The 17147-nt window shown below is 37.3% G+C and carries 20 protein-coding genes; 11 read left to right on the top strand and 9 right to left on the bottom strand.

Annotation, left to right across the window (positions count from 1 at the left end; translation table 11 throughout):
- Nucleotides 1-64: 64 nt before the first annotated feature.
- Nucleotides 65-1006, top strand: coding sequence for an RpoD/SigA family RNA polymerase sigma factor (locus O5639_RS05010; RefSeq protein WP_269625376.1), 942 nt, complete (start codon nucleotides 65-67; stop codon nucleotides 1004-1006).
- A gap of 12 nt (nucleotides 1007-1018) precedes the next feature.
- Here O5639_RS05010 and pdhA read toward each other — a convergent pair whose 3' ends face one another.
- Nucleotides 1019-2095, bottom strand: a complete 1077-nt coding sequence (gene pdhA / locus O5639_RS05005; protein WP_269625375.1) for a pyruvate dehydrogenase (acetyl-transferring) E1 component subunit alpha — start codon at nucleotides 2093-2095, stop codon at nucleotides 1019-1021.
- 115 nt (nucleotides 2096-2210) lie between these two features.
- Here pdhA and O5639_RS05000 point away from each other — a divergent pair, with 115 nt between their 5' ends.
- From O5639_RS05000 to O5639_RS04980, 5 genes are all read left to right on the top strand, one after another.
- Nucleotides 2211-4265 (top strand): IMS domain-containing protein, encoded by a 2055-nt coding sequence (locus O5639_RS05000; protein WP_269625374.1) that lies wholly within the window; start codon nucleotides 2211-2213, stop codon nucleotides 4263-4265.
- Nucleotides 4266-4302: 37 nt separating this feature from the next.
- Nucleotides 4303-5760 carry a signal recognition particle protein gene (ffh, locus tag O5639_RS04995; protein ID WP_269625373.1) on the top strand — a complete coding sequence of 486 codons (1458 nt, stop codon included), beginning with the start codon at nucleotides 4303-4305 and terminating at the stop codon, nucleotides 5758-5760.
- A gap of 87 nt (nucleotides 5761-5847) precedes the next feature.
- A complete protein-coding gene (rpsP, locus tag O5639_RS04990; RefSeq protein WP_269606612.1) occupies nucleotides 5848-6180 on the top strand; it encodes a 30S ribosomal protein S16 in 333 nt (110 codons plus the stop codon).
- Nucleotides 6181-6217: 37 nt separating this feature from the next.
- Entirely contained in the window at nucleotides 6218-7195 is a 978-nt protein-coding gene (locus tag O5639_RS04985; RefSeq protein ID WP_269625372.1) for a PhoH family protein, read from the top strand.
- 75 nt (nucleotides 7196-7270) lie between these two features.
- Nucleotides 7271-8008: a Bax inhibitor-1 family protein gene (locus tag O5639_RS04980; protein WP_269613592.1), complete on the top strand. Its 738-nt coding sequence runs from the start codon at nucleotides 7271-7273 to the stop codon at nucleotides 8006-8008.
- Between the two features lie 50 nt (nucleotides 8009-8058).
- Here the strand turns inward: O5639_RS04980 and O5639_RS04975 are convergent, their stop codons facing one another.
- On the bottom strand, nucleotides 8059-8571 hold the full coding sequence (locus O5639_RS04975) for a hypothetical protein (RefSeq protein ID WP_269625371.1): 513 nt from the start codon (nucleotides 8569-8571) through the stop codon (nucleotides 8059-8061).
- Between the two features lie 50 nt (nucleotides 8572-8621).
- Here O5639_RS04975 and era point away from each other — a divergent pair, with 50 nt between their 5' ends.
- Genes era through larB form a run of 4 tightly spaced genes read left to right on the top strand, consistent with a single transcriptional unit; the run spans nucleotide 8622 to nucleotide 11887 of the window.
- On the top strand, nucleotides 8622-9563 hold the full coding sequence (gene era / locus O5639_RS04970; protein ID WP_269625370.1) for a GTPase Era: 942 nt from the start codon (nucleotides 8622-8624) through the stop codon (nucleotides 9561-9563).
- 5 nt (nucleotides 9564-9568) lie between these two features.
- Complete coding sequence (trmD, locus tag O5639_RS04965) at nucleotides 9569-10795, top strand: tRNA (guanosine(37)-N1)-methyltransferase TrmD (protein WP_269625369.1); 1227 nt, start codon at nucleotides 9569-9571, stop codon at nucleotides 10793-10795.
- Nucleotides 10782-11237, top strand: coding sequence for a TIGR03792 family protein (locus tag O5639_RS04960; RefSeq protein ID WP_269625368.1), 456 nt, complete (start codon nucleotides 10782-10784; stop codon nucleotides 11235-11237). The genes trmD and O5639_RS04960 overlap by 14 nt, the downstream gene beginning before the upstream one ends.
- Before the next feature lie 2 nt (nucleotides 11238-11239).
- Complete coding sequence (gene larB, locus O5639_RS04955) at nucleotides 11240-11887, top strand: nickel pincer cofactor biosynthesis protein LarB (RefSeq protein WP_269625367.1); 648 nt, start codon at nucleotides 11240-11242, stop codon at nucleotides 11885-11887.
- Here the strand turns inward: larB and O5639_RS04950 are convergent.
- The 6 genes from O5639_RS04950 to O5639_RS04925 all read right to left on the bottom strand — a co-directional run bounded on the left by O5639_RS04950 (nucleotide 11884) and on the right by O5639_RS04925 (nucleotide 15739).
- Nucleotides 11884-12021 (bottom strand): hypothetical protein, encoded by a 138-nt coding sequence (locus O5639_RS04950; RefSeq protein ID WP_269625366.1) that lies wholly within the window; start codon nucleotides 12019-12021, stop codon nucleotides 11884-11886. The two genes, larB and O5639_RS04950, sit on opposite strands and share 4 nt — an antisense overlap.
- A 65-nt stretch (nucleotides 12022-12086) precedes the next feature.
- A complete protein-coding gene (locus tag O5639_RS04945; RefSeq protein WP_269625365.1) occupies nucleotides 12087-12254 on the bottom strand; it encodes a hypothetical protein in 168 nt (55 codons plus the stop codon).
- Nucleotides 12255-12382: 128 nt separating this feature from the next.
- Nucleotides 12383-13348: a DUF1517 domain-containing protein gene (locus tag O5639_RS04940; protein WP_269625364.1), complete on the bottom strand. Its 966-nt coding sequence runs from the start codon at nucleotides 13346-13348 to the stop codon at nucleotides 12383-12385.
- Between the two features lie 19 nt (nucleotides 13349-13367).
- Nucleotides 13368-13586 carry a sulfur carrier protein ThiS gene (gene thiS, locus O5639_RS04935; protein WP_269625363.1) on the bottom strand — a complete coding sequence of 73 codons (219 nt, stop codon included), beginning with the start codon at nucleotides 13584-13586 and terminating at the stop codon, nucleotides 13368-13370.
- Nucleotides 13583-14629 (bottom strand): thiamine phosphate synthase, encoded by a 1047-nt coding sequence (locus O5639_RS04930; RefSeq protein ID WP_269625362.1) that lies wholly within the window; start codon nucleotides 14627-14629, stop codon nucleotides 13583-13585. Before O5639_RS04930 ends, thiS begins: the two co-directional genes overlap by 4 nt.
- Before the next feature lie 147 nt (nucleotides 14630-14776).
- Nucleotides 14777-15739, bottom strand: a complete 963-nt coding sequence (locus O5639_RS04925) for a bifunctional riboflavin kinase/FAD synthetase (protein WP_269625361.1) — start codon at nucleotides 15737-15739, stop codon at nucleotides 14777-14779.
- A 27-nt stretch (nucleotides 15740-15766) separates the two neighbouring features.
- Here O5639_RS04925 and O5639_RS04920 point away from each other — a divergent pair, with 27 nt between their 5' ends.
- Nucleotides 15767-16324: a DUF3611 family protein gene (locus tag O5639_RS04920; RefSeq protein WP_269625360.1), complete on the top strand. Its 558-nt coding sequence runs from the start codon at nucleotides 15767-15769 to the stop codon at nucleotides 16322-16324.
- A 2-nt stretch (nucleotides 16325-16326) separates the two neighbouring features.
- On the opposite strand, the gene surE is transcribed toward O5639_RS04920, so the two are convergent.
- The gene (surE, locus tag O5639_RS04915) at nucleotides 16327-17115 is read right to left on the bottom strand and encodes a 5'/3'-nucleotidase SurE (RefSeq protein WP_269625359.1); all 789 of its coding nucleotides are present in this window, start codon (nucleotides 17113-17115) and stop codon (nucleotides 16327-16329) included.
- Between the last annotated feature and the right edge of the window lie 32 nt (nucleotides 17116-17147).

The following is a 17147-nucleotide window of genomic DNA, read 5'->3' as shown; positions in this document are numbered from 1 at the left end:
ACCCAGGCATCTTTTACGATTTTTGTAGGAAAGTCTTATCACTTTGAAAACGGGTCTAGAAACAATGGTTTCATCTGCACCCAAGCCTGCTGAATCCCAAAAGCGACGCAGCAGTGATCCAATAAGTTGGTACCTTTCCTCCATTGGAAGAGTTCCTCTTTTAACGCCAGCCGAAGAAATTGAACTTGGTAATCAGGTTCAAACAATGATGACCCTTACCGAGGATGGTCAGATTAAGGAAGAGTGCAAAGAATTTAATTCACATCAAAGAAGATTGATTCGAATTGGACGAAGGGCAAAAGAAAGAATGATGAAAGCCAATCTTCGACTCGTTGTAAGTGTCGCAAAAAAATATCAAGGGAAAGGTCTTGAACTCTTGGATTTAGTCCAGGAAGGTTCTCTTGGGTTAGAAAGAGCGGTAGAAAAATTCGACCCAACCCGTGGTTATAAGTTTTCTACCTATGCTTTTTGGTGGATAAGGCAAAGCATGACTAGGGCTATTGCTTGTCAGTCAAGAACAATTCGACTACCTGTTCATTTAAGCGAGAGATTGGCAACTATTAGAAAAGTCAGTTTAGATTTGGCTCACAAGCTCGGTGCAATGCCTAGCCGTATTGAAATAGCTGAGGCAATGGAGATTGAGTTAGAAGAACTTGATTCGATTTTGAGGCAAGCTCTTACTACTAGCAGTCTTGATGCTCCCGTTAATGGCGATGAAGGCAGAAGCTTTTTAGGTGATCTAATAGCTGACGGTTCAGGAGAAGAGCCTCTGGATAAAGTTGAACAAAAAATTCATCAAGAACAACTAGGAAGGTGGCTCAGTCATCTAAGCGAACAAGAGCAGCACGTTATCAGACTTAGATTTGGCTTAGAGGGTAATGAAAGACATACTCTCGCGGAGATAGGAAGACTCTTACAGGTTTCCCGCGAGAGAGTTAGACAAGTTGAGCTAAAAGCTCTAAGGAAATTGAGAAATCTAACTAGAAAGCTTCCAAGTGGAATTTGAATTTTATCTAATTTAGTTTTCTGCCCAAATATATTTAGTTAGTTCACTAGGGTCAGGCTCTGGTGCGCTTAATGCAAATTCAACGGCATCATTAACTTCTAGATCAATTTCTTTCTCAATATTTTTTAATTCTTCATCAGAGATCAATCCGGAACTAGTTAAATCGTTTTTTAGCTTTTTAATTGGATCTCTTTTAGCCCAGAACTCCTTCTCTTTCTCTGACCTAAGTTCATCTGGATCAGCCAACGAATGGCCTCTGAATCTGTAAGTTAAGCATTCTATAAGAGTTGGTCCTCCTCCTGCTCTTGCTCGCTCTAGGGCTCTCTGAGTAGCCCCTCTTACTGCTAATACGTCCATACCGTCAATCTCTTCTCCTGGCATTCCAAATGCCGAAGCTTTTCTCCATATTTCAGTCTCACTAGTCGCTCTGTCATGGGCCATCCCAATAGCCCATTTATTATTTTCGACTACAAATATGATCGGTAATTTCCATAACTGGGCCATATTTAAACATTCATAAAACTGACCAATATTGCAAGTACCATCTCCAAAAAATGCTGCAGTTACAGAATCACTATTTTCCTTAAGTGCCTCTCTTCTATATTTGCTGCTGAAAGCTGCGCCAAGGGCAACTGGAATACCTTCACCAATAAATGCATAACCTCCAAGTAGATGATGTTCTTTTGAAAATAGATGCATAGATCCACCTCTCCCCTTACTGCAGCCTGTCTCTTTGCCGAATAGTTCGCTCATCACCTCTTTTGCAGGTACTCCAGCACTCAAAGCATGAACATGATCTCTATAGGTACTGCAAAACCAGTCATGTTTGCGTTTCATTGCCCCAATAACACCTGTACTTATCGCTTCTTGCCCGTTGTAAAGATGAACAAACCCAAACATCTTCCCTCTGTAATACATTTCAGCGCATTTATCTTCAAAACGTCTTCCTAAAGTCATATCTTTGAAAAGATTTAAACCAATTTCTCTATTGATCTGAGCTGGCTTAGTGTTGCCAAGATTGCTTAGTCTGTCGGCGTGTTCCCTTTGCTGAATAGGGTTTTGGCCGGTTTTGTCTTGGTTGTGAGACATGGTTTTGTTCATATTCACTTATCAATCCTTTTTAGACTTTAAGCGTCAATGGATGCAAAATGGTTAAAACCCCTTACGATGCCTAGAGCTTTTTTTTCTGATTACCTAGTAGCGATTGGAATTACCTATTGATCATTTTCGCTTATTGGGGGTTAGCCCTTCTGCAAATGCTGAGGAAGTCCTTAGGGCTTTTCAGCTAAGGCTAGATCGTCCTCCAAAGCAAGGCTTTACTTATGAAGTTTTAGCTCAGAGATCTGAGCTGCTAAGGCTTTCTGCTGATCTGTTATCTAATCCTGCTGAACGACAATCCTACGAACTTGCTCTTATTGAGGGTTCTTCTGGACTTGATTTATCTTCAAATAGAGAAGTTGCTGGATTACTTCTCCTATGGGAATCAAATGCTTCTTTCCAAGCTTTTAAGCTTGCAAAAAAAGCATTGCAACCTCCTCAAGCCCCAGCCTTGGGAAGTGGTAGAGAGTCAGATTTGACTTTAATAGCAGCCTTATCTTGTAGAGATGCCTCTATTGATGAGCAGGCTTGCAGAAGATACGCCTCAGGAGCTGATTTACTTCAAGAAGGGATACAATTATTGCAGAGGATGGGAAAGCTTGTTGAAGAAAGAAAAACCCTTGAGTCTGATTTAGAGATTTTACTTCCCTACAGAATACTTGATTTATTAAGTAGAGATAAAGAAGATGAGAAATCTCATCATGAAGGCTTGCTATTGTTGGAAGACTTTGTAAATAAAAGGGGCGGACTAGAAGGGAAAAGAAATTCAGAAAAAATAGCAGGATTAAATCAAAATGATTTTGAGCTCTTTTTCCTACAAATCAGGAAATTTTTGACTGCAAAAGAGCAGTCAAAAATCTACGTAAATTGGTATCGAAGGGGGTCCGAAGATGCTGGCTTTCTTGCTGCTTTTGCCTTGATTGCTTCTGGATTTTCTTATCGGAAACCAGAACTCTTGCAAGAAGCTCGTAAATACCTCCGAAATATCAATATTAGTGGTTTTGACCCTATGCCATTAATTGGATGCCTAGATCTTTTGTTAGGGGATGTACAGCAAGCAGAGGCTCGTTTTAGAAGCAGTTCAGATGAGAAATTAAAAGACTGGTTAGACAATTATCCAGGTGAGACATTGGGAGCTCTTTGTGATTACTGCAGAAATTGGTTGAAAAAAGATGTATTGGTGGGTTTTAAGGATGTTGAAATACAAACTGTAAATCTTGATGATTGGTTCGCTAGTAAAGAAGTTCAAATTTATGTAGAGCAGTTGGAATCAAAAGGGGCATTAGGCATGGCAAAAGCGGGATTTTCATTCTTATCGTCATTGGCCCCTGAGCAACAAATTGAGAAAAATGCATCAAAAAACTCTGAGAAACAAGCTGATTTGCCAATGCCAGGTGGGGCTTTGGATGAAATTCTGAAAGAAAAGTCTTTTAAATCACGATTGCAAAGTGGATATGCTTTTTTAATATCTGAGTTACTTAAAAAGATAATCTTAAAATATTATTCAACATTTGAATTGATCAAAAAGTCAGGTTTCAAATCTTTTATATTAAAACGTCCGGCTTATACAAGTGCTTTAGCATTTATTAGTTTATTTATTTTTGGAACAAGCTTAGGGATTCTTACACAGAGAAAATCATCGGAAAATAATGCTCTTGATAAAATCTCTAAATCTGAATTATCTAAACCAAAAGATGTTAAAATTAAAGATAAAGTATCAAGTGAAATAGTTAATAGCAAATCAATATTAGATTTAAATAAATCAATTCCTCTTACTTCAGTAGATCCCTCAACTCAAGAAATTCAATTACTTATAGAATCATGGTTAGCAGGTAAGGCAGATATTTTGAATGGTTCAGAAAGTCAGTTGCTTTCTTCGGTCGCTAGAGTCTCTCTATTTAATAGAGTTATTGAACAGAGAAAAAAAGATAAATTATTAGGACAAAGACAGATCATTGATGCAAATATAAATTCAATCAACATTGTTCAAAGATCAGACAAAAGAATTGCAGCAGATGTTGAATTAAACTATCAAGATAAAAGGATTAGTTCTAATGGTGAGGTTTTATCGGAAACAGTTATTCCAGCCTTGAAAGTTAAGTATATAATAGGTAAGAATAAAAAAAACTGGATGCTAGTTGACTATATTAGTGGAAATTAAAAAATAATTTTTAAATTTTTTCTGTAACTCTAAGCAAATGTTTGAGGAACTAACTAATCAATTTGAAGATGCTGTTAAGGCCTTTAAAGGTGAAGCTAAGATTTCAGATGAAAATGTAGATGAAGCACTTAAACAGGTTAGACGAGCTCTCTTAGAAGCTGACGTTAGTTTGTCTGTAGTAAAAGAGTTTATCGAAGAAGTTAGAGTCAAGGCCATTGGTACAGAGGTTGTCAGAGGTATAAATCCTGGTCAGAAATTTATTCAAGTAGTTCATGAGCAACTAGTAAATGTAATGGGGGGTGAGAATGACCCTTTAGCAGATTCAGAGGAAAAGCCAACTGTAATTTTAATGGCTGGACTTCAGGGCGCTGGGAAGACTACAGCCACAGCAAAACTTGGATTGCTTCTTAAAGAAAAAAATCAAAAGCCACTACTCGTCGCTGCTGATACATATAGACCAGCAGCTATTGATCAATTGGTAACGCTGGGAAATCAAATTGGTGTAGAGGTTTTTAATTTAAGTTCAAATTCAAAGCCTGAGGAGATTGCAAGAAAAGGCTTGGAAAAAGCCAGGGAAGAAGGATTTGACACTGTTCTTGTAGATACTGCTGGGCGGCTTCAAATTGATACCGAGATGATGGGAGAGATGGTTCGAATTAAAGAGGCTGTTCAACCCGATGAGGTTTTGTTAGTAGTTGATTCAATGATTGGCCAAGAGGCCGCAGACATCACCAGAAGTTTTCATGAGAAAGTAGGAATAACAGGTGCTGTTCTCACAAAGCTTGATGGAGATTCAAGGGGCGGAGCTGCGCTTTCTATTAGAAAAATCAGTGGCAAACCAATCAAATTTATAGGGACGGGTGAAAAGGTTGAGGCATTGCAACCTTTTTATCCCGAGAGGATGGCTAGCAGAATCTTAGGAATGGGCGATGTTCTAACTCTTGTTGAAAAAGCACAGAAAGAAGTTGAAATTGCTGATGCTGAAATCATGCAAAAGAAGCTTCAAGAAGCAACTTTTGATTTTTCGGATTTTGTAAAACAGATGAGGATGATAAAGAGAATGGGCTCTCTAGGGGGACTGCTAAAAATGATTCCAGGGATGAATAAAATTGATGATGGAATGATTAAAAGTGGCGAAGATCAACTTAAAAAAATTGAGGCAATGATTGGTTCAATGTCGTTAGAGGAAAGGAATAAGCCTGAATTATTGGCAGCACAACCATCAAGACGCCGAAGAGTTGCAAGTGGCAGCGGACATCAGCCAGCAGACGTAGACAAGGTTCTCGCGGATTTTCAGAGGATGCGGGGCTTAATGAAGCAGATGTCTACTGGAGGAGGACTCCCTGGGATGGACGGAGGACTTCCTGGCATGGGAGGCCTCCCTGGCATGCCCTCACAAGGTGCTAATCCATATCAGTCAAGAAAAGGAAGGGGAGGCTCTGCGCCCCGAAGACAGCGTCCAGTTAAGAAAAAGAAAGGTTTTGGTGATCTTTAGAAATAACAAAAAGCTAAATTAATCATCTGTGGAGTATTATTACTGTGAAGAACTTATGAGTTCAATCCACTTACAAATAAATCGAAGATGATCAAGCTCCGCCTCAAGCGGTTTGGTAAAAAACGTGAATCCAGCTTTCGTCTAGTTGCCTGTAATAGCACTTCAAGGCGAGATGGTCGCCCCCTACAAGAATTAGGCTTTTACAATCCAAGAACCAAAGAAACTAGGTTAGATACAGAGGCTTTGAGAACTCGACTAGGACAAGGTGCGCAGCCTACTGATGCAGTAAGAACTTTATTAGAAAAAGGAGGGCTCCTTGAAAAGAAAGTTCGACCTGCTGAAGTTCTAGGTAAGCAAAAACAAGAAAAAGAAAGATCAGCAAAGAAAAAAGATGCAGCGGCATCGGAAACTTCTGAATAAGAAGTTTTGATGAATATCAATAATTTCAAGAAAATTTATGTCTGAAGCAACCACTGAAGGTCGCTTTTGTATAGATCTGCCTGATTCCGATGCTGCTACAGCTTTGTCAGGGACTGGTCAGTCAACACTTCACAGATTGGGAACCCTTACTGGTGCTGCTTTTGCATTAAGGGGATTGCAGCTCGAAATAAAAGGAAATTCTTATCAATTAGAGAGAGCTGCAGCAATTGTTGAATTAGTTAGACCAATTTGGGAAGAGGGACAAATTGTCTCTGCCGTAGATTTACATGCCGCGGCTGAAGCATTGGATAATGGTAAAAAAAATGATCACGCCAAATCAACAAATAAAGTTTTAGCTAGAAGTCAAAGAGGAAATCTTTTAAGACCAAGAACAATTAGACAAAAATTCTATGTGGAAGCTATGGAAAAAAGTGATCTTACTTTTGCTTTAGGCCCAGCAGGAACAGGAAAAACATTTTTAGCAACTCTCTTTGCAGTGCGAATGCTTACTGAGAGAAAAATTGAGAAAATTATTCTGACAAGACCTGCAGTTGAGGCTGGGGAGAGATTGGGTTTTTTACCAGGAGACTTACAGCAAAAGGTAGATCCTTATCTGAGACCTTTATATGATTCTCTACACTCTTTACTAGGACAAGAAAAAACTAATTTACTTATTGAAAAAAACGTAATTGAAGTTGCTCCTTTGGCATACATGCGAGGCAGAACTTTAGAAGAATCTTTTGTGATACTTGATGAAGCTCAAAATACGACTCAAGCACAAATGAGAATGGTTCTTACCAGGTTAGGTGAAAGATCAAGAATGGTTGTAACTGGGGATGTAACTCAAGTAGACTTGCCTTTCGGACAAATGAGTGGATTGATTGAAGCAGCTGATTTACTGGAAAAGGTTGATGGGATTTCAGTTTGTAGGCTTACCTCAGCAGATGTAGTAAGACATCCACTTGTTCAAAGCGTCGTTGAGGCTTACGCAGAGCTAGATAAAAAAAGACGATAGGGTCATCCGCATTCACATTCATGAAGTCTTATTTTTTTTGTGTCAAAATAGGTATTAATAATTACCTGGTGCGTTATGCCAGCAAACAGCAATTTTCAACAAGCTATTCGTGAAGCACAATCAAGTGCACTTATTGGCCCAAATGTAGTTAACAAAGCCTTGCCTTATGTAGGCGGCGGAATGGCATTAACTGGATTAGGCGTTTTAGGCGGACTTTCTTTACAAGCAACTAGCAATCCTCTTTTTGGTCCTTTATTCATAGTCGCATTTATTGCAGAAATAGTTCTATTCTTTATGGCAAGCAGCGCTGCCAACAACGCAAATAATTCTAAAGCTCTTCCACTATTAACTGGATTCAGCCTTTTAACTGGTTTCACGTTAAGTGGGATTGTTGGTTTAGCAATTCAAGTAGCAGGAATGGGAGCCATAGGAACAGCTGTATTTGCTACAGGAATCACCTTTGTGATTGCATCTTCTGTAGGCAGAAAAATGAGTGATAACGTCGGTCAAGCTTTGCAAGGCGCAGTTGGTCTTGGATTGCTTGGTCTTATTATTGCAATGGTTTTCCAGTTCATTGGTGGATTATTTGCTCCAGGAATGTTTGGAGGCAGTGGCTTTGAGTTAATGATTGCTGGCTTTGGAACTGTACTTTTTGTTGCTATGTCTTTTGTAGATTTTTACACTATGCCAAGAAGGTACAACGATGAACAGTATTTAGCAGGTGCATTAGGAATGTACCTAACTTATATCAACTTATTTGTTTTTGTTCTTCGTTTGATTATTGCTCTGCAAGGTGGTGGTAGAAGAGATTAAGACTAATTAATTAAATTTAAATTAAAGAAAAGAGCCGTAAGGCTCTTTTTTTATGTTGCAACTTCATAAATACTTTCTGATATTGCATTGATTTGTTCATCGTTATAATCCCATTTATTAAGAAATTCCAAATCCGTTCCATTCCCTTTTATTGCATCAAGTAAAACATCTAAACGTTTTTTTACCTTATTCGAATCTAATAGCTTAAGTAATTCAATACACCGAATTTTTATTCTCTGTGATTGGATTTCCTGCGGATCTTTATTACTTCGGTGTGTAATTATCATTGCTGAACTCATGGCAAGATTCTTTACGGTTAAATCAACAACGATTTCTCCAGAACTTCTAAATTGAAAAATTAATGCATCAGGTAATCTATCCATTAAAGGGCAATCTATTGAGAGACTTACAACAAAAAATCCTCTTGCACCCTCTACTGTTTTAATAAGCTCGCCAATTCGATCAGAAATAACTTCGTCACTTATTTCATCATTTTCCCAACTTTTGCACCAAATCATTGATGCTTGCATAGCCTCTTTAAAATTTGGTTTCTGTTCATTCATGGTTTTATTGCTCTTTTAGAGTAAGGCTATAGATAATCGTAGGAAAGAAAATGTCTTTGGGAGATTTAAATCAAGAGAATTTTAAGTCAGGATTTATTGCATTAATAGGTAGACCCAATGTTGGTAAATCAACTTTCATCAACAAATTTATTGGTGAGAAAATAGCAATTACATCACCCATCGCTCAAACCACTAGAAATCGATTAAAAGTAATACTTACTAAAAAAAATTCTCAGATTATTTTTGTAGATACTCCTGGTATTCATAAACCTCATCATTTATTAGGTGAGAGACTTGTTCAGAGTGCCAAGAAATCTATTGGAGAGGTGGATGCAGTTTTAGTTATTTTTGAAGCCAATCATTCTCCAGGTAGGGGTGATGCATTCATTTTGAATTTGATTAGAAATTTACAAATACCAGTGATTGTTGCCTTGAATAAATGGGATCTTGTTCAGTTGAGTCAATTTAAAGAAAGGAAGAATGAATATTTAGATTTTTTTGAGGGAACAAATTGGCCAGTATTTTGTTGTAGTGCTCTTACAGGACAGGGATGTAATGAATTGATTAATGAAATAGAAGAAAAACTACCTTTGGGACCTCAGTTGTATCCAAGTCATATGACTTGTGACCATCCTGAGAAGTTTTTAATGGCTGAATTTATAAGAGAACAAGTCTTAATTAATACACGCGAAGAGGTCCCTCATAGTGTTGCAGTCTCTATTGATAAAATTGAAGATATACCCTCGAAAAAAAAATCTAAAGAGAGTCCAAGAACAGGAATTCTTGCAACTATTTGTGTTGAGAAAAAAAGTCAGAAAGGAATTTTAATTGGTAAAGGTGGAAGTATGTTGAAGAAAATTGGTCAGGAATCAAGACTCCAAATTCAGACTTTAATTAATGGAAATGTCTATTTAGAATTGTTTGTTAAAGTTGTTCCTGACTGGAGAAGTAAATCTTCTCGGCTTAATGAGTTTGGTTATGAAGGGAGCTAATTCATATGAGTAAATTGAGGTTTGATGTAGTAAGCCTTTTCCCAGAGGCATTTAAAAATTTTTTTAATCATGGACTTATAAAAAAGGCATTTGAAGAGAAGATTGCATCAATTCATATACACAATCCTCGTGACTATGCAATAGATAATTATCGAAAAGTTGATGATGAACCATATGGCGGGGGCGCTGGAATGGTCTTGAAGCCAGAACCTTATTTTTCGATATTTGATCAAATTCCAAAGCTCAATAAAAAAAAGGTACTGTTGATGACTCCACAAGGGAGAAAAATATCCCAATCTGATTTTTTTAGGTGGTCAAAAGAAGATCAACTCATATTGATATGTGGTAGCTATGAGGGGTTTGATGAGAGGATTCGGACTCTAGCTGATGAAGAAATTTCAATTGGAGACTTTGTTCTTACAGGTGGAGAAATTCCTGCAATAACTTTGATTAATGGAGTAGTTCGTCTTTTGCCTGGAACATTAGGTAGTGCCGAATCATTAGACGAAGAAAGTCATAATGAGTTCCTATTAGAACATCCGCAATACACTCGACCCTCAGAGTTCAAAGGTATGAAAGTTCCTGATGTCTTATTAAGTGGTAACCATAAATTAATTAAAGAATGGAGGCAGAAGCAAAGAGAAATCAGAACGCAGTCCCGCAGACCCGATTTGTTCGAACTTTGGAAGCTCGACCAATTATCATTCGATAAAAGAGGTTCATTATTGAAAACTGAAGTGAGCTTACGAATAGGCAACGGTTATGACATGCACAGATTGGTTCCTGACCGCCCTTTGATACTTGGAGGGATTAAGTTAAACCATCCTGAAGGTTTAGGTCTTGATGGACATAGTGATGCAGATGTTCTTACTCATGCAATTATGGATGCCATTTTAGGGGCATTATCTTTGGGAGATATTGGAAAGTATTTCCCTCCAGATGACCCTAAATGGAAAAATGCAGATAGCTTGATTCTTCTTGAACATGTAGTGGAATTAATTGAAAAGAAAGGTTGGCAAATCCAAAATATTGATTCAGTTGTTGTAGCTGAAAGGCCAAAATTAAAACCTTATATTGACCTGATGAAGGAGAAAATATCTAAGAAAATAGGAGTTGATATCGATGATGTAGGAGTTAAAGCAACTACAAATGAGAAATTAGGTGCTGAAGGGAGAGAGGAAGGTATATGTTGTCATGCAGTTGTTTTGATGAAAAGAAATGAAAACAAGTAGAAATAAAAATTTTATTGAAAAAATATTTAGGTTTTTATTTGTTGGTTTGATTACTATTTCTACTATTTTTGGAAACGTGAAAAATATTCAAGCTGAGTCTTTTTTGAAAGTGAATTTTCCAAAGGAATCTATTGTTGAGCATCTTAAACTTGATGTCCCGAAAAAATTTAAAAATGCTTGGTTAAAAGCCGAACATGGAAGCTGGGAGCCATGGTTGTTGAAACAAAATGGTTTTTTAGGACGCCAACTTTTTTGGGATCCTAATGTTGAGGAAGCGACCTTATTGATTGGTTGGGAGTCAAGAGCAGTTTGGAAAAGCATTTCTCAGACAGAAATAAATCTTGTTCAGCAGAATTTCGAAAAGATTGCCAGAAAGGAAACAGGAGAAACCAGTGGAAATCCTTTCCCATTGATTTTTGAAGGGGAATTAAATCCAGAGTAAAAATGAATCAATCAATTATTGATTTTCAGAGACGAAGTCGAATAGGTGTAATTGAGGCTATATGGGGGCAGCATAAAACAATTGAACAAATTTCTGAAATATTGAAAAAATATCAACTTGAATCTGAAACTGCTTTGGTGACAAGACTTTCAAAAGAAAAAGGAGAAAAACTTTTAATTGAATTTCCTTCTGCAGAATTTCATGAAATATCTGGTTGTTTAACTATGGGGAAGTTTAAGGAATGTACTTCTTCCGAGGAAGAAGTAATTATTTTGACTGGAGGAACAAGTGATGTAGGAGTGGCCTCGGAAGCAGAAATAGCTTTGAATCTGCATGGAATAAAAACTAAATTGTTAATTGATATTGGTGTCGCTGGACTTCACAGGCTTCTAGATCGGCTGGAAGAAATAAAATCAGCAAAAGTAGTTATTGCATGTGCCGGCATGGAGGGAGCTTTGCCTACGGTACTCGCTGGATTAATTCCTCAGCCCATTATTGGACTTCCCGTTTCAGTTGGATATGGGATTAGTGGTGGTGGCAAAACGGCTATGGAAGGAATGCTAGCAAGTTGTGCTCCAGGATTATTAGTAGTGAATATTGATAATGGTTATGGTGCCGCAATGGCTGCTATTAGAATTTTATTTGCCTAATCTTTGCTTGAATTTATTTCTAAAACCTCTTCTAACCACAATTTCATGGAATTAGGTAATAGCCCTTTCTCATAACGGAAAATTGCTTCAGTAATAACAGGTGTGTTGATCCATTGAATAGTTTTTCTCCTCATTAAAATCTCTTCTTTCTCCTAAATTGAGCTATTAACTCAAGCAGCGCAAGGGGGTATTTATAGTTTTAAGGTACTTCGTTATGTTTGCTACCAAGTCTTGTTAGTTCATCACTATTGTTGCTCGATTCAACATCGAGCAGACGAGTGACTAATTCTGATAAATCTCTTTGAGCTAGCTCTCCTGAGCTTTCCCATTTCATTGAACGAGGTTCTGGTTGCGAAGAAGCCGACACTTCTATTCTGAATAAATAACTGTCACGGAATGCTAACTGTTATTTGTATGTTTTTTGACTCTTCTTTACGTAAATAAGATGAAAAAAATATAAAGAAATTAGGTTTTTGGTTACCAAGGACACTGAATTTATAAATGTTTAAGATTTGGGTACTGAGTTATTAGCTCTTCCTCTCTCAAAGTCTCTCCTTCTCCGTCAGGCTGCCAGATAACTTCTAACGCGATTAGGTCGTTTGATGATATTGATCCTAAGAGTCTTAATGACTCTGTGATTTGTTCGTTATTTGCGGAGTTGTTTAGTCTTAAATCCTTTTTTATCGCGACTAAAATCGTAACCGCGATGTATTCATTTGTTGAATCTGATTCACCAGGATTTGATTCATTATTTGTTGATGTAGATATTTGACCGGAATAGTTTGATGTGAGTTCAGCTTTTAATTTGCTTCTTTCAGTTATTGAGATTCGATTAAATGTTGATTCTGCGGAGGCAAAAGGAACAGAGCCTGTTTCTATATTTGAATAGACCCATAATTCAGGCTTCCTTAGTAAAGCGAGTGTTGTGTCTTGAAGAACTCTTTGAAGACCAGATGAAGTTGAGGTATTTGAAGAGGAAGCAAGCTCTCTAAGCTTCACTTGAATTTCTTTTGCACTTGCTAGTAAGCCAATTTGAAACTGTATTAAAGAAACTTTTGATGGGTTTGTTGATTGAGAAACTATTGAGTTATTGCTTGAATTGGAAAAATTTGAAGAGTTTTTAAATGAATTAACAATCACACCAACAATTGACATAAGTATTAAAAAACCAAAAATTCCTCCACCACCAAAGCCAAATATTGGTAATAAGAAAGGAAAACCAATACCACCGCCTCTGTATCCACTTCCATAGCCTCGAAAGTTATTACCTCCATAGCCTCCGTAATTTTGGCTTCGTGGTGAAGAAGGTGCCTGAAAACTCCCTCCACCTATGCGTCCTCCACTGGCAGCTGACGCAAGGTTTGGATTAATAAATAAAAAAGATGAAATTATTGATGAAATCACAAGAAAAGAAAAAAATCTTTTTCTTTTAGACCAGTTAAGGGAAGTAAATTTGAACACTTATTTTTATTGGAATTATTTAACTGTAGGAACCCCCACCAACAATTGTCACGACTTCTAGGCAATCGCCATTTTTTATTTTTGTATTTATCCAAACTGTGGGGCTAATAATTTCACCATTTAACTCAACTACAACTAATTGAGGTTTATAGCCTAAGTGCTCAAGTAGATCTTCCATAATAAATTCTTCATTAGAATGGTCGATGGTTTTAATTTCGCCGTTAATTTTTAATTTCATGTTAGTGATTTGAGAAGCTCTCCAGTTTTTGAATAAGGATCATTTGAATTAATGATTACATCTGAAACAGCTATGCGTAGATTATTGATCTGGTTTAATTTGTTGATATTTGAGCTATTGATTCCCCCAATAGCAAAAGCTGGTAGAAGTGTTTCACTTAATCCCTTAATAAGGGAGTCAATTCCGATTGGATTTAGTTTCTTTTTTGTTTCAGAGGGGAATATTGGTCCTATGCCTATATAATCACAGCCTTCCTCTTCGGCATTTTTTATGTCTTTCAGGCAGTGTGTACTTCGGCCAATGATCTTTTCATTGCCTAGGAGCTCTCTAGCGATTTTTGTTGGAATATCTTCTTGTCCTAAATGAACCCCATCGGCGTCAACAGCAAGTGCTATATCTATACGGTCATTGACTATAAAAAGTGAATTAAATTTTTTACAAAGAGAGGCTAAACATTTTGCCTGAGAAATCTTTTCATCGTCATGTAAAAACTTTTCTCTATATTGAACTATTTTTACACCAGCTTTTAGAGCCTGAAGAACAATACTTTCGAGGTTTTTCCTATTTGTTGTTATTAAATATATGGAGCAACCTTTTAAGGTTTTCTTTCTATTTATACCTTCTGTCGCGTTAAGAACTTTTATCTCTATCTCATAAGCTTTGTATCTAATTTTGGTAGCTATTTCGCAAAGCTTCGGATCTGTTATTCGAGTAAATTCTTCTATTACTCTTAGGGCTTCTTGAACTCTGGATGAGTTGGCAATAAATAAAGCTTCTGGGGTTGATCTGACTTTTTGGAAAGGATGTGAAACTCCCATGGCTGGGTCGTTGGATGTAAGCCTTGCTTTTCGATAAATGTTGTGGTGATTTACTCCTAATTGTTGCCTCCAATCTTTGATTTGAATCGAAAAATCACTCCTTTTTAGACCAAATCTGCACCAATCTTCCATAACTCGAAGGCCTTCTCTAGCGCGATCAAGATTTGCGTCAATTAATTGAGCAATACGATTATCAGATGGAGGGGTGACAGGCATTGATTTCATGTCATCCTTTATTAGATGATATGTATTTAAATTTAATTGTGGAAAATGATTCTGAAAACAATATGAGTGTTCTTATTTGGGGCGTTTTCTTGTTAGGGGGCATAGGTTTATTTGTTGTGTGGGGATTATCCAACGCTTATCCCACAATTACTTAGATTTAGAGGATTTTATCAATGTCTCTTTTGCCAAAATTGCATCTAAACTTATTTGTTTGCTAAGTGCCTCAATGTTTTCAAACTTTTTTTGAAGTCTAATTCTCTGCACAGGTTCAATAATTAATTCCTGTCCTAATAGGTTTATTTCTTTGTCCAAAAGGTGAACTTCTACTGCTGATAAGGAATTTGGATCAATAGTTGGCTGAGGGCCCATATTCATGACTGCTAAGAAACGTTCTTTTTTGTTTGCGATGGAAGCCCAGGCGGCATAAACACCCAATGATGGAAGAAATTTTCGCCCATCTATCTTCAGATTTGCAGTTGGCCATCCAATTTTTTTACCTAGACCTCTACCTTTCTCCACCGTCCCTCGAAAGGTGTAAGGACGCTTCAATAGATATTTTGCATGTTTTAAATCACCATCGTTGAGTGCTTTTCTTACTCTGCTACTGCTAAGTCGACCATGATTGTCTTCAAGAATAGGAATAATAGAAATTTTTATTCCTAGAGATGAACCTATGTTTTTTAACGTAGAAACATCACCTTCTCTATTACGTCCAAACCTAAAATTCTCTCCCACTGCTATGTGTTTGGCGTGAAGTGTTTTTACTAGGATTTCATCTACAAATGTCTCAGCACTTTTAGAAGCAAGAGTTTTATTAAATGGCACTAAAACTAATTGTTCTATTCCAAGTGGCTCTAGCAGGAATCTTTTTTCATTTGGTAAATCTAATCTTAGTCTTGATTCCCCAAAGAGAACCTCGCGGGGATGAGGCCAGAAACTTACAACTGTTGGCACACCAATTGGTTCTTTTAAGATAGCTTTTATTACTTTTTTATGACCTAAGTGAAGGCCGTCAAAACTACCTAAAGCCAATGCTGTAGGTAGTTTTGCATTTTCAGGAGCACAGAGAGGAATCAAGATAAACGTGCAAGTTTTGCGCTTTGGTGGCAAGTTTGATTTATAGCCTTATTCATTGTGATGGCAGATCAACGAGACTTTAAATTGCTTTCTTTAGGAATGAGAAGAATTGGTTGGATTCGTTTTTGGATTCAAACAATTTTAGGTGTTGTAGTAGTAGGTGTTCTTTTATTCAATAATGCAGCTAGCTTAGCTAAAGAATCAGAGAGCAGGCTGGGTCTTGCACCAGGTTTATCTCTGACGACATTATCCTTTATCTTATTGCTATTTAGTCTTTGGCAAGGTTGGTTGATCGTAAAGACAGGTCGAGCCCTAGATAGTGAGGCTCGACCAAGTAGAGGAGAAACAAGCCGCTTGCTTAAAAGAGGATTGATTGCAGATTTATTGGGCTTAGTTTTCGCTTCAATTGGTTATCAATCATTAGCAGGTGCTTTGTTTGTTCAAGCATCAATGCAAACAGCTAGCGGCTTTAATACTGGAATGAGAGGGCTGCAAGATTATTCGATTACATCTCTGGAAATGCTCTCTGTTTTAAGCAATACACAAGTACTATTTGCTCATGTTTTTGGTTTGATTTTTTCTTTATGGTTATTGCAAAGGATTTTTAGGAAAAACTAGTTTTATATTAATTTTGGCAAATCATTCAAATCTCCTCTCCAAAAAAGATCAGGTTGAATTGGCGTTAATGATGGAGAGCATAAAGCTATTTGAGATACATCACTTGGCCATTCTTTAGGTCCTTCTCCAGCTGATTGAAGATCTTTTACTGCTTCCCCAGCCATCCAGAAATAGGTGTTCCCTCTTGGATCGACCCGGCGTATGAATTGCTCCTCGTATTGTCTGATTGAAAGTCTTGTCCAAACCAAATCCCCCATTTCTTTTTCTTCACAAGGGGGAATATTTAAATTTAGGAGTAAGTTCTTTGGCCAACTTTGTTGAATTGCTTTCTCTGCAATATCTAAGGCTAGTTTTCCAGCAAAATTAAAATTTTTCCATTGAAAACATGCAATACTTACTGCAATAGATGGGATTCCATCCAAAGTCCCCTCAAGTGCAGCAGCAACAGTTCCTGAGCAAAAAATATCTGTACCTAGATTAGGCCCATGATTAATTCCTGAAAGGATTAAGTCCGGCTTTTGATCAAGAAGTTCATTAAGTGCGAGTTTTACGCAATCAGCGGGGGTGCCACTACATCCCCAGGCCTTAATACCTTCCCCAAATAATTCGTCTGCTTTCTCAGCGCGTATTGGAGAATGTAAAGTTAACCCATGACCTGTTGCTGATCTTTCTTGATCTGGACAAACAACGGTAACTTTATGTCCTCTGCTCGCAGCAGATATTGCAAGTGTTCTTATCCCTTCTGCAAAAACTCCATCATCATTACTAATTAAAATTCTCAATGGTTTCATTTTTTAGCTATTGGTTTTTAGAACTTGGTCAG

It is taken from the genome of Prochlorococcus marinus str. MIT 1214, from assembly GCF_027359355.1.
Lineage (GTDB): Bacteria > Cyanobacteriota > Cyanobacteriia > PCC-6307 > Cyanobiaceae > Prochlorococcus_B > Prochlorococcus_B marinus_F.
The sequence above is the reverse complement of the archived record's forward strand: the minus strand, read 5'-3'. Positions and strand labels throughout refer to the sequence as shown.

Coding starts and splice junctions, on each gene's coding strand:
- O5639_RS05010 (WP_269625376.1), top strand. CDS start 65: ATGGTTTCATCTGCACCCAAGCCTGCTGAATCCCAAAAGCGACGCAGC.
- pdhA (WP_269625375.1), bottom strand. CDS start 2,095: ATGTCTCACAACCAAGACAAAACCGGCCAAAACCCTATTCAGCAAAGG.
- ffh (WP_269625373.1), top strand. CDS start 4,303: ATGTTTGAGGAACTAACTAATCAATTTGAAGATGCTGTTAAGGCCTTT.
- rpsP (WP_269606612.1), top strand. CDS start 5,848: ATGATCAAGCTCCGCCTCAAGCGGTTTGGTAAAAAACGTGAATCCAGC.
- O5639_RS04985 (WP_269625372.1), top strand. CDS start 6,218: ATGTCTGAAGCAACCACTGAAGGTCGCTTTTGTATAGATCTGCCTGAT.
- O5639_RS04980 (WP_269613592.1), top strand. CDS start 7,271: ATGCCAGCAAACAGCAATTTTCAACAAGCTATTCGTGAAGCACAATCA.
- O5639_RS04975 (WP_269625371.1), bottom strand. CDS start 8,571: ATGAATGAACAGAAACCAAATTTTAAAGAGGCTATGCAAGCATCAATG.
- era (WP_269625370.1), top strand. CDS start 8,622: ATGTCTTTGGGAGATTTAAATCAAGAGAATTTTAAGTCAGGATTTATT.
- trmD (WP_269625369.1), top strand. CDS start 9,569: ATGAGTAAATTGAGGTTTGATGTAGTAAGCCTTTTCCCAGAGGCATTT.
- O5639_RS04960 (WP_269625368.1), top strand. CDS start 10,782: ATGAAAACAAGTAGAAATAAAAATTTTATTGAAAAAATATTTAGGTTT.
- larB (WP_269625367.1), top strand. CDS start 11,240: ATGAATCAATCAATTATTGATTTTCAGAGACGAAGTCGAATAGGTGTA.
- O5639_RS04950 (WP_269625366.1), bottom strand. CDS start 12,021: ATGAGGAGAAAAACTATTCAATGGATCAACACACCTGTTATTACTGAA.
- thiS (WP_269625363.1), bottom strand. CDS start 13,586: ATGAAATTAAAAATTAACGGCGAAATTAAAACCATCGACCATTCTAAT.
- O5639_RS04930 (WP_269625362.1), bottom strand. CDS start 14,629: ATGAAATCAATGCCTGTCACCCCTCCATCTGATAATCGTATTGCTCAA.
- O5639_RS04920 (WP_269625360.1), top strand. CDS start 15,767: ATGGCAGATCAACGAGACTTTAAATTGCTTTCTTTAGGAATGAGAAGA.
- surE (WP_269625359.1), bottom strand. CDS start 17,115: ATGAAACCATTGAGAATTTTAATTAGTAATGATGATGGAGTTTTTGCA.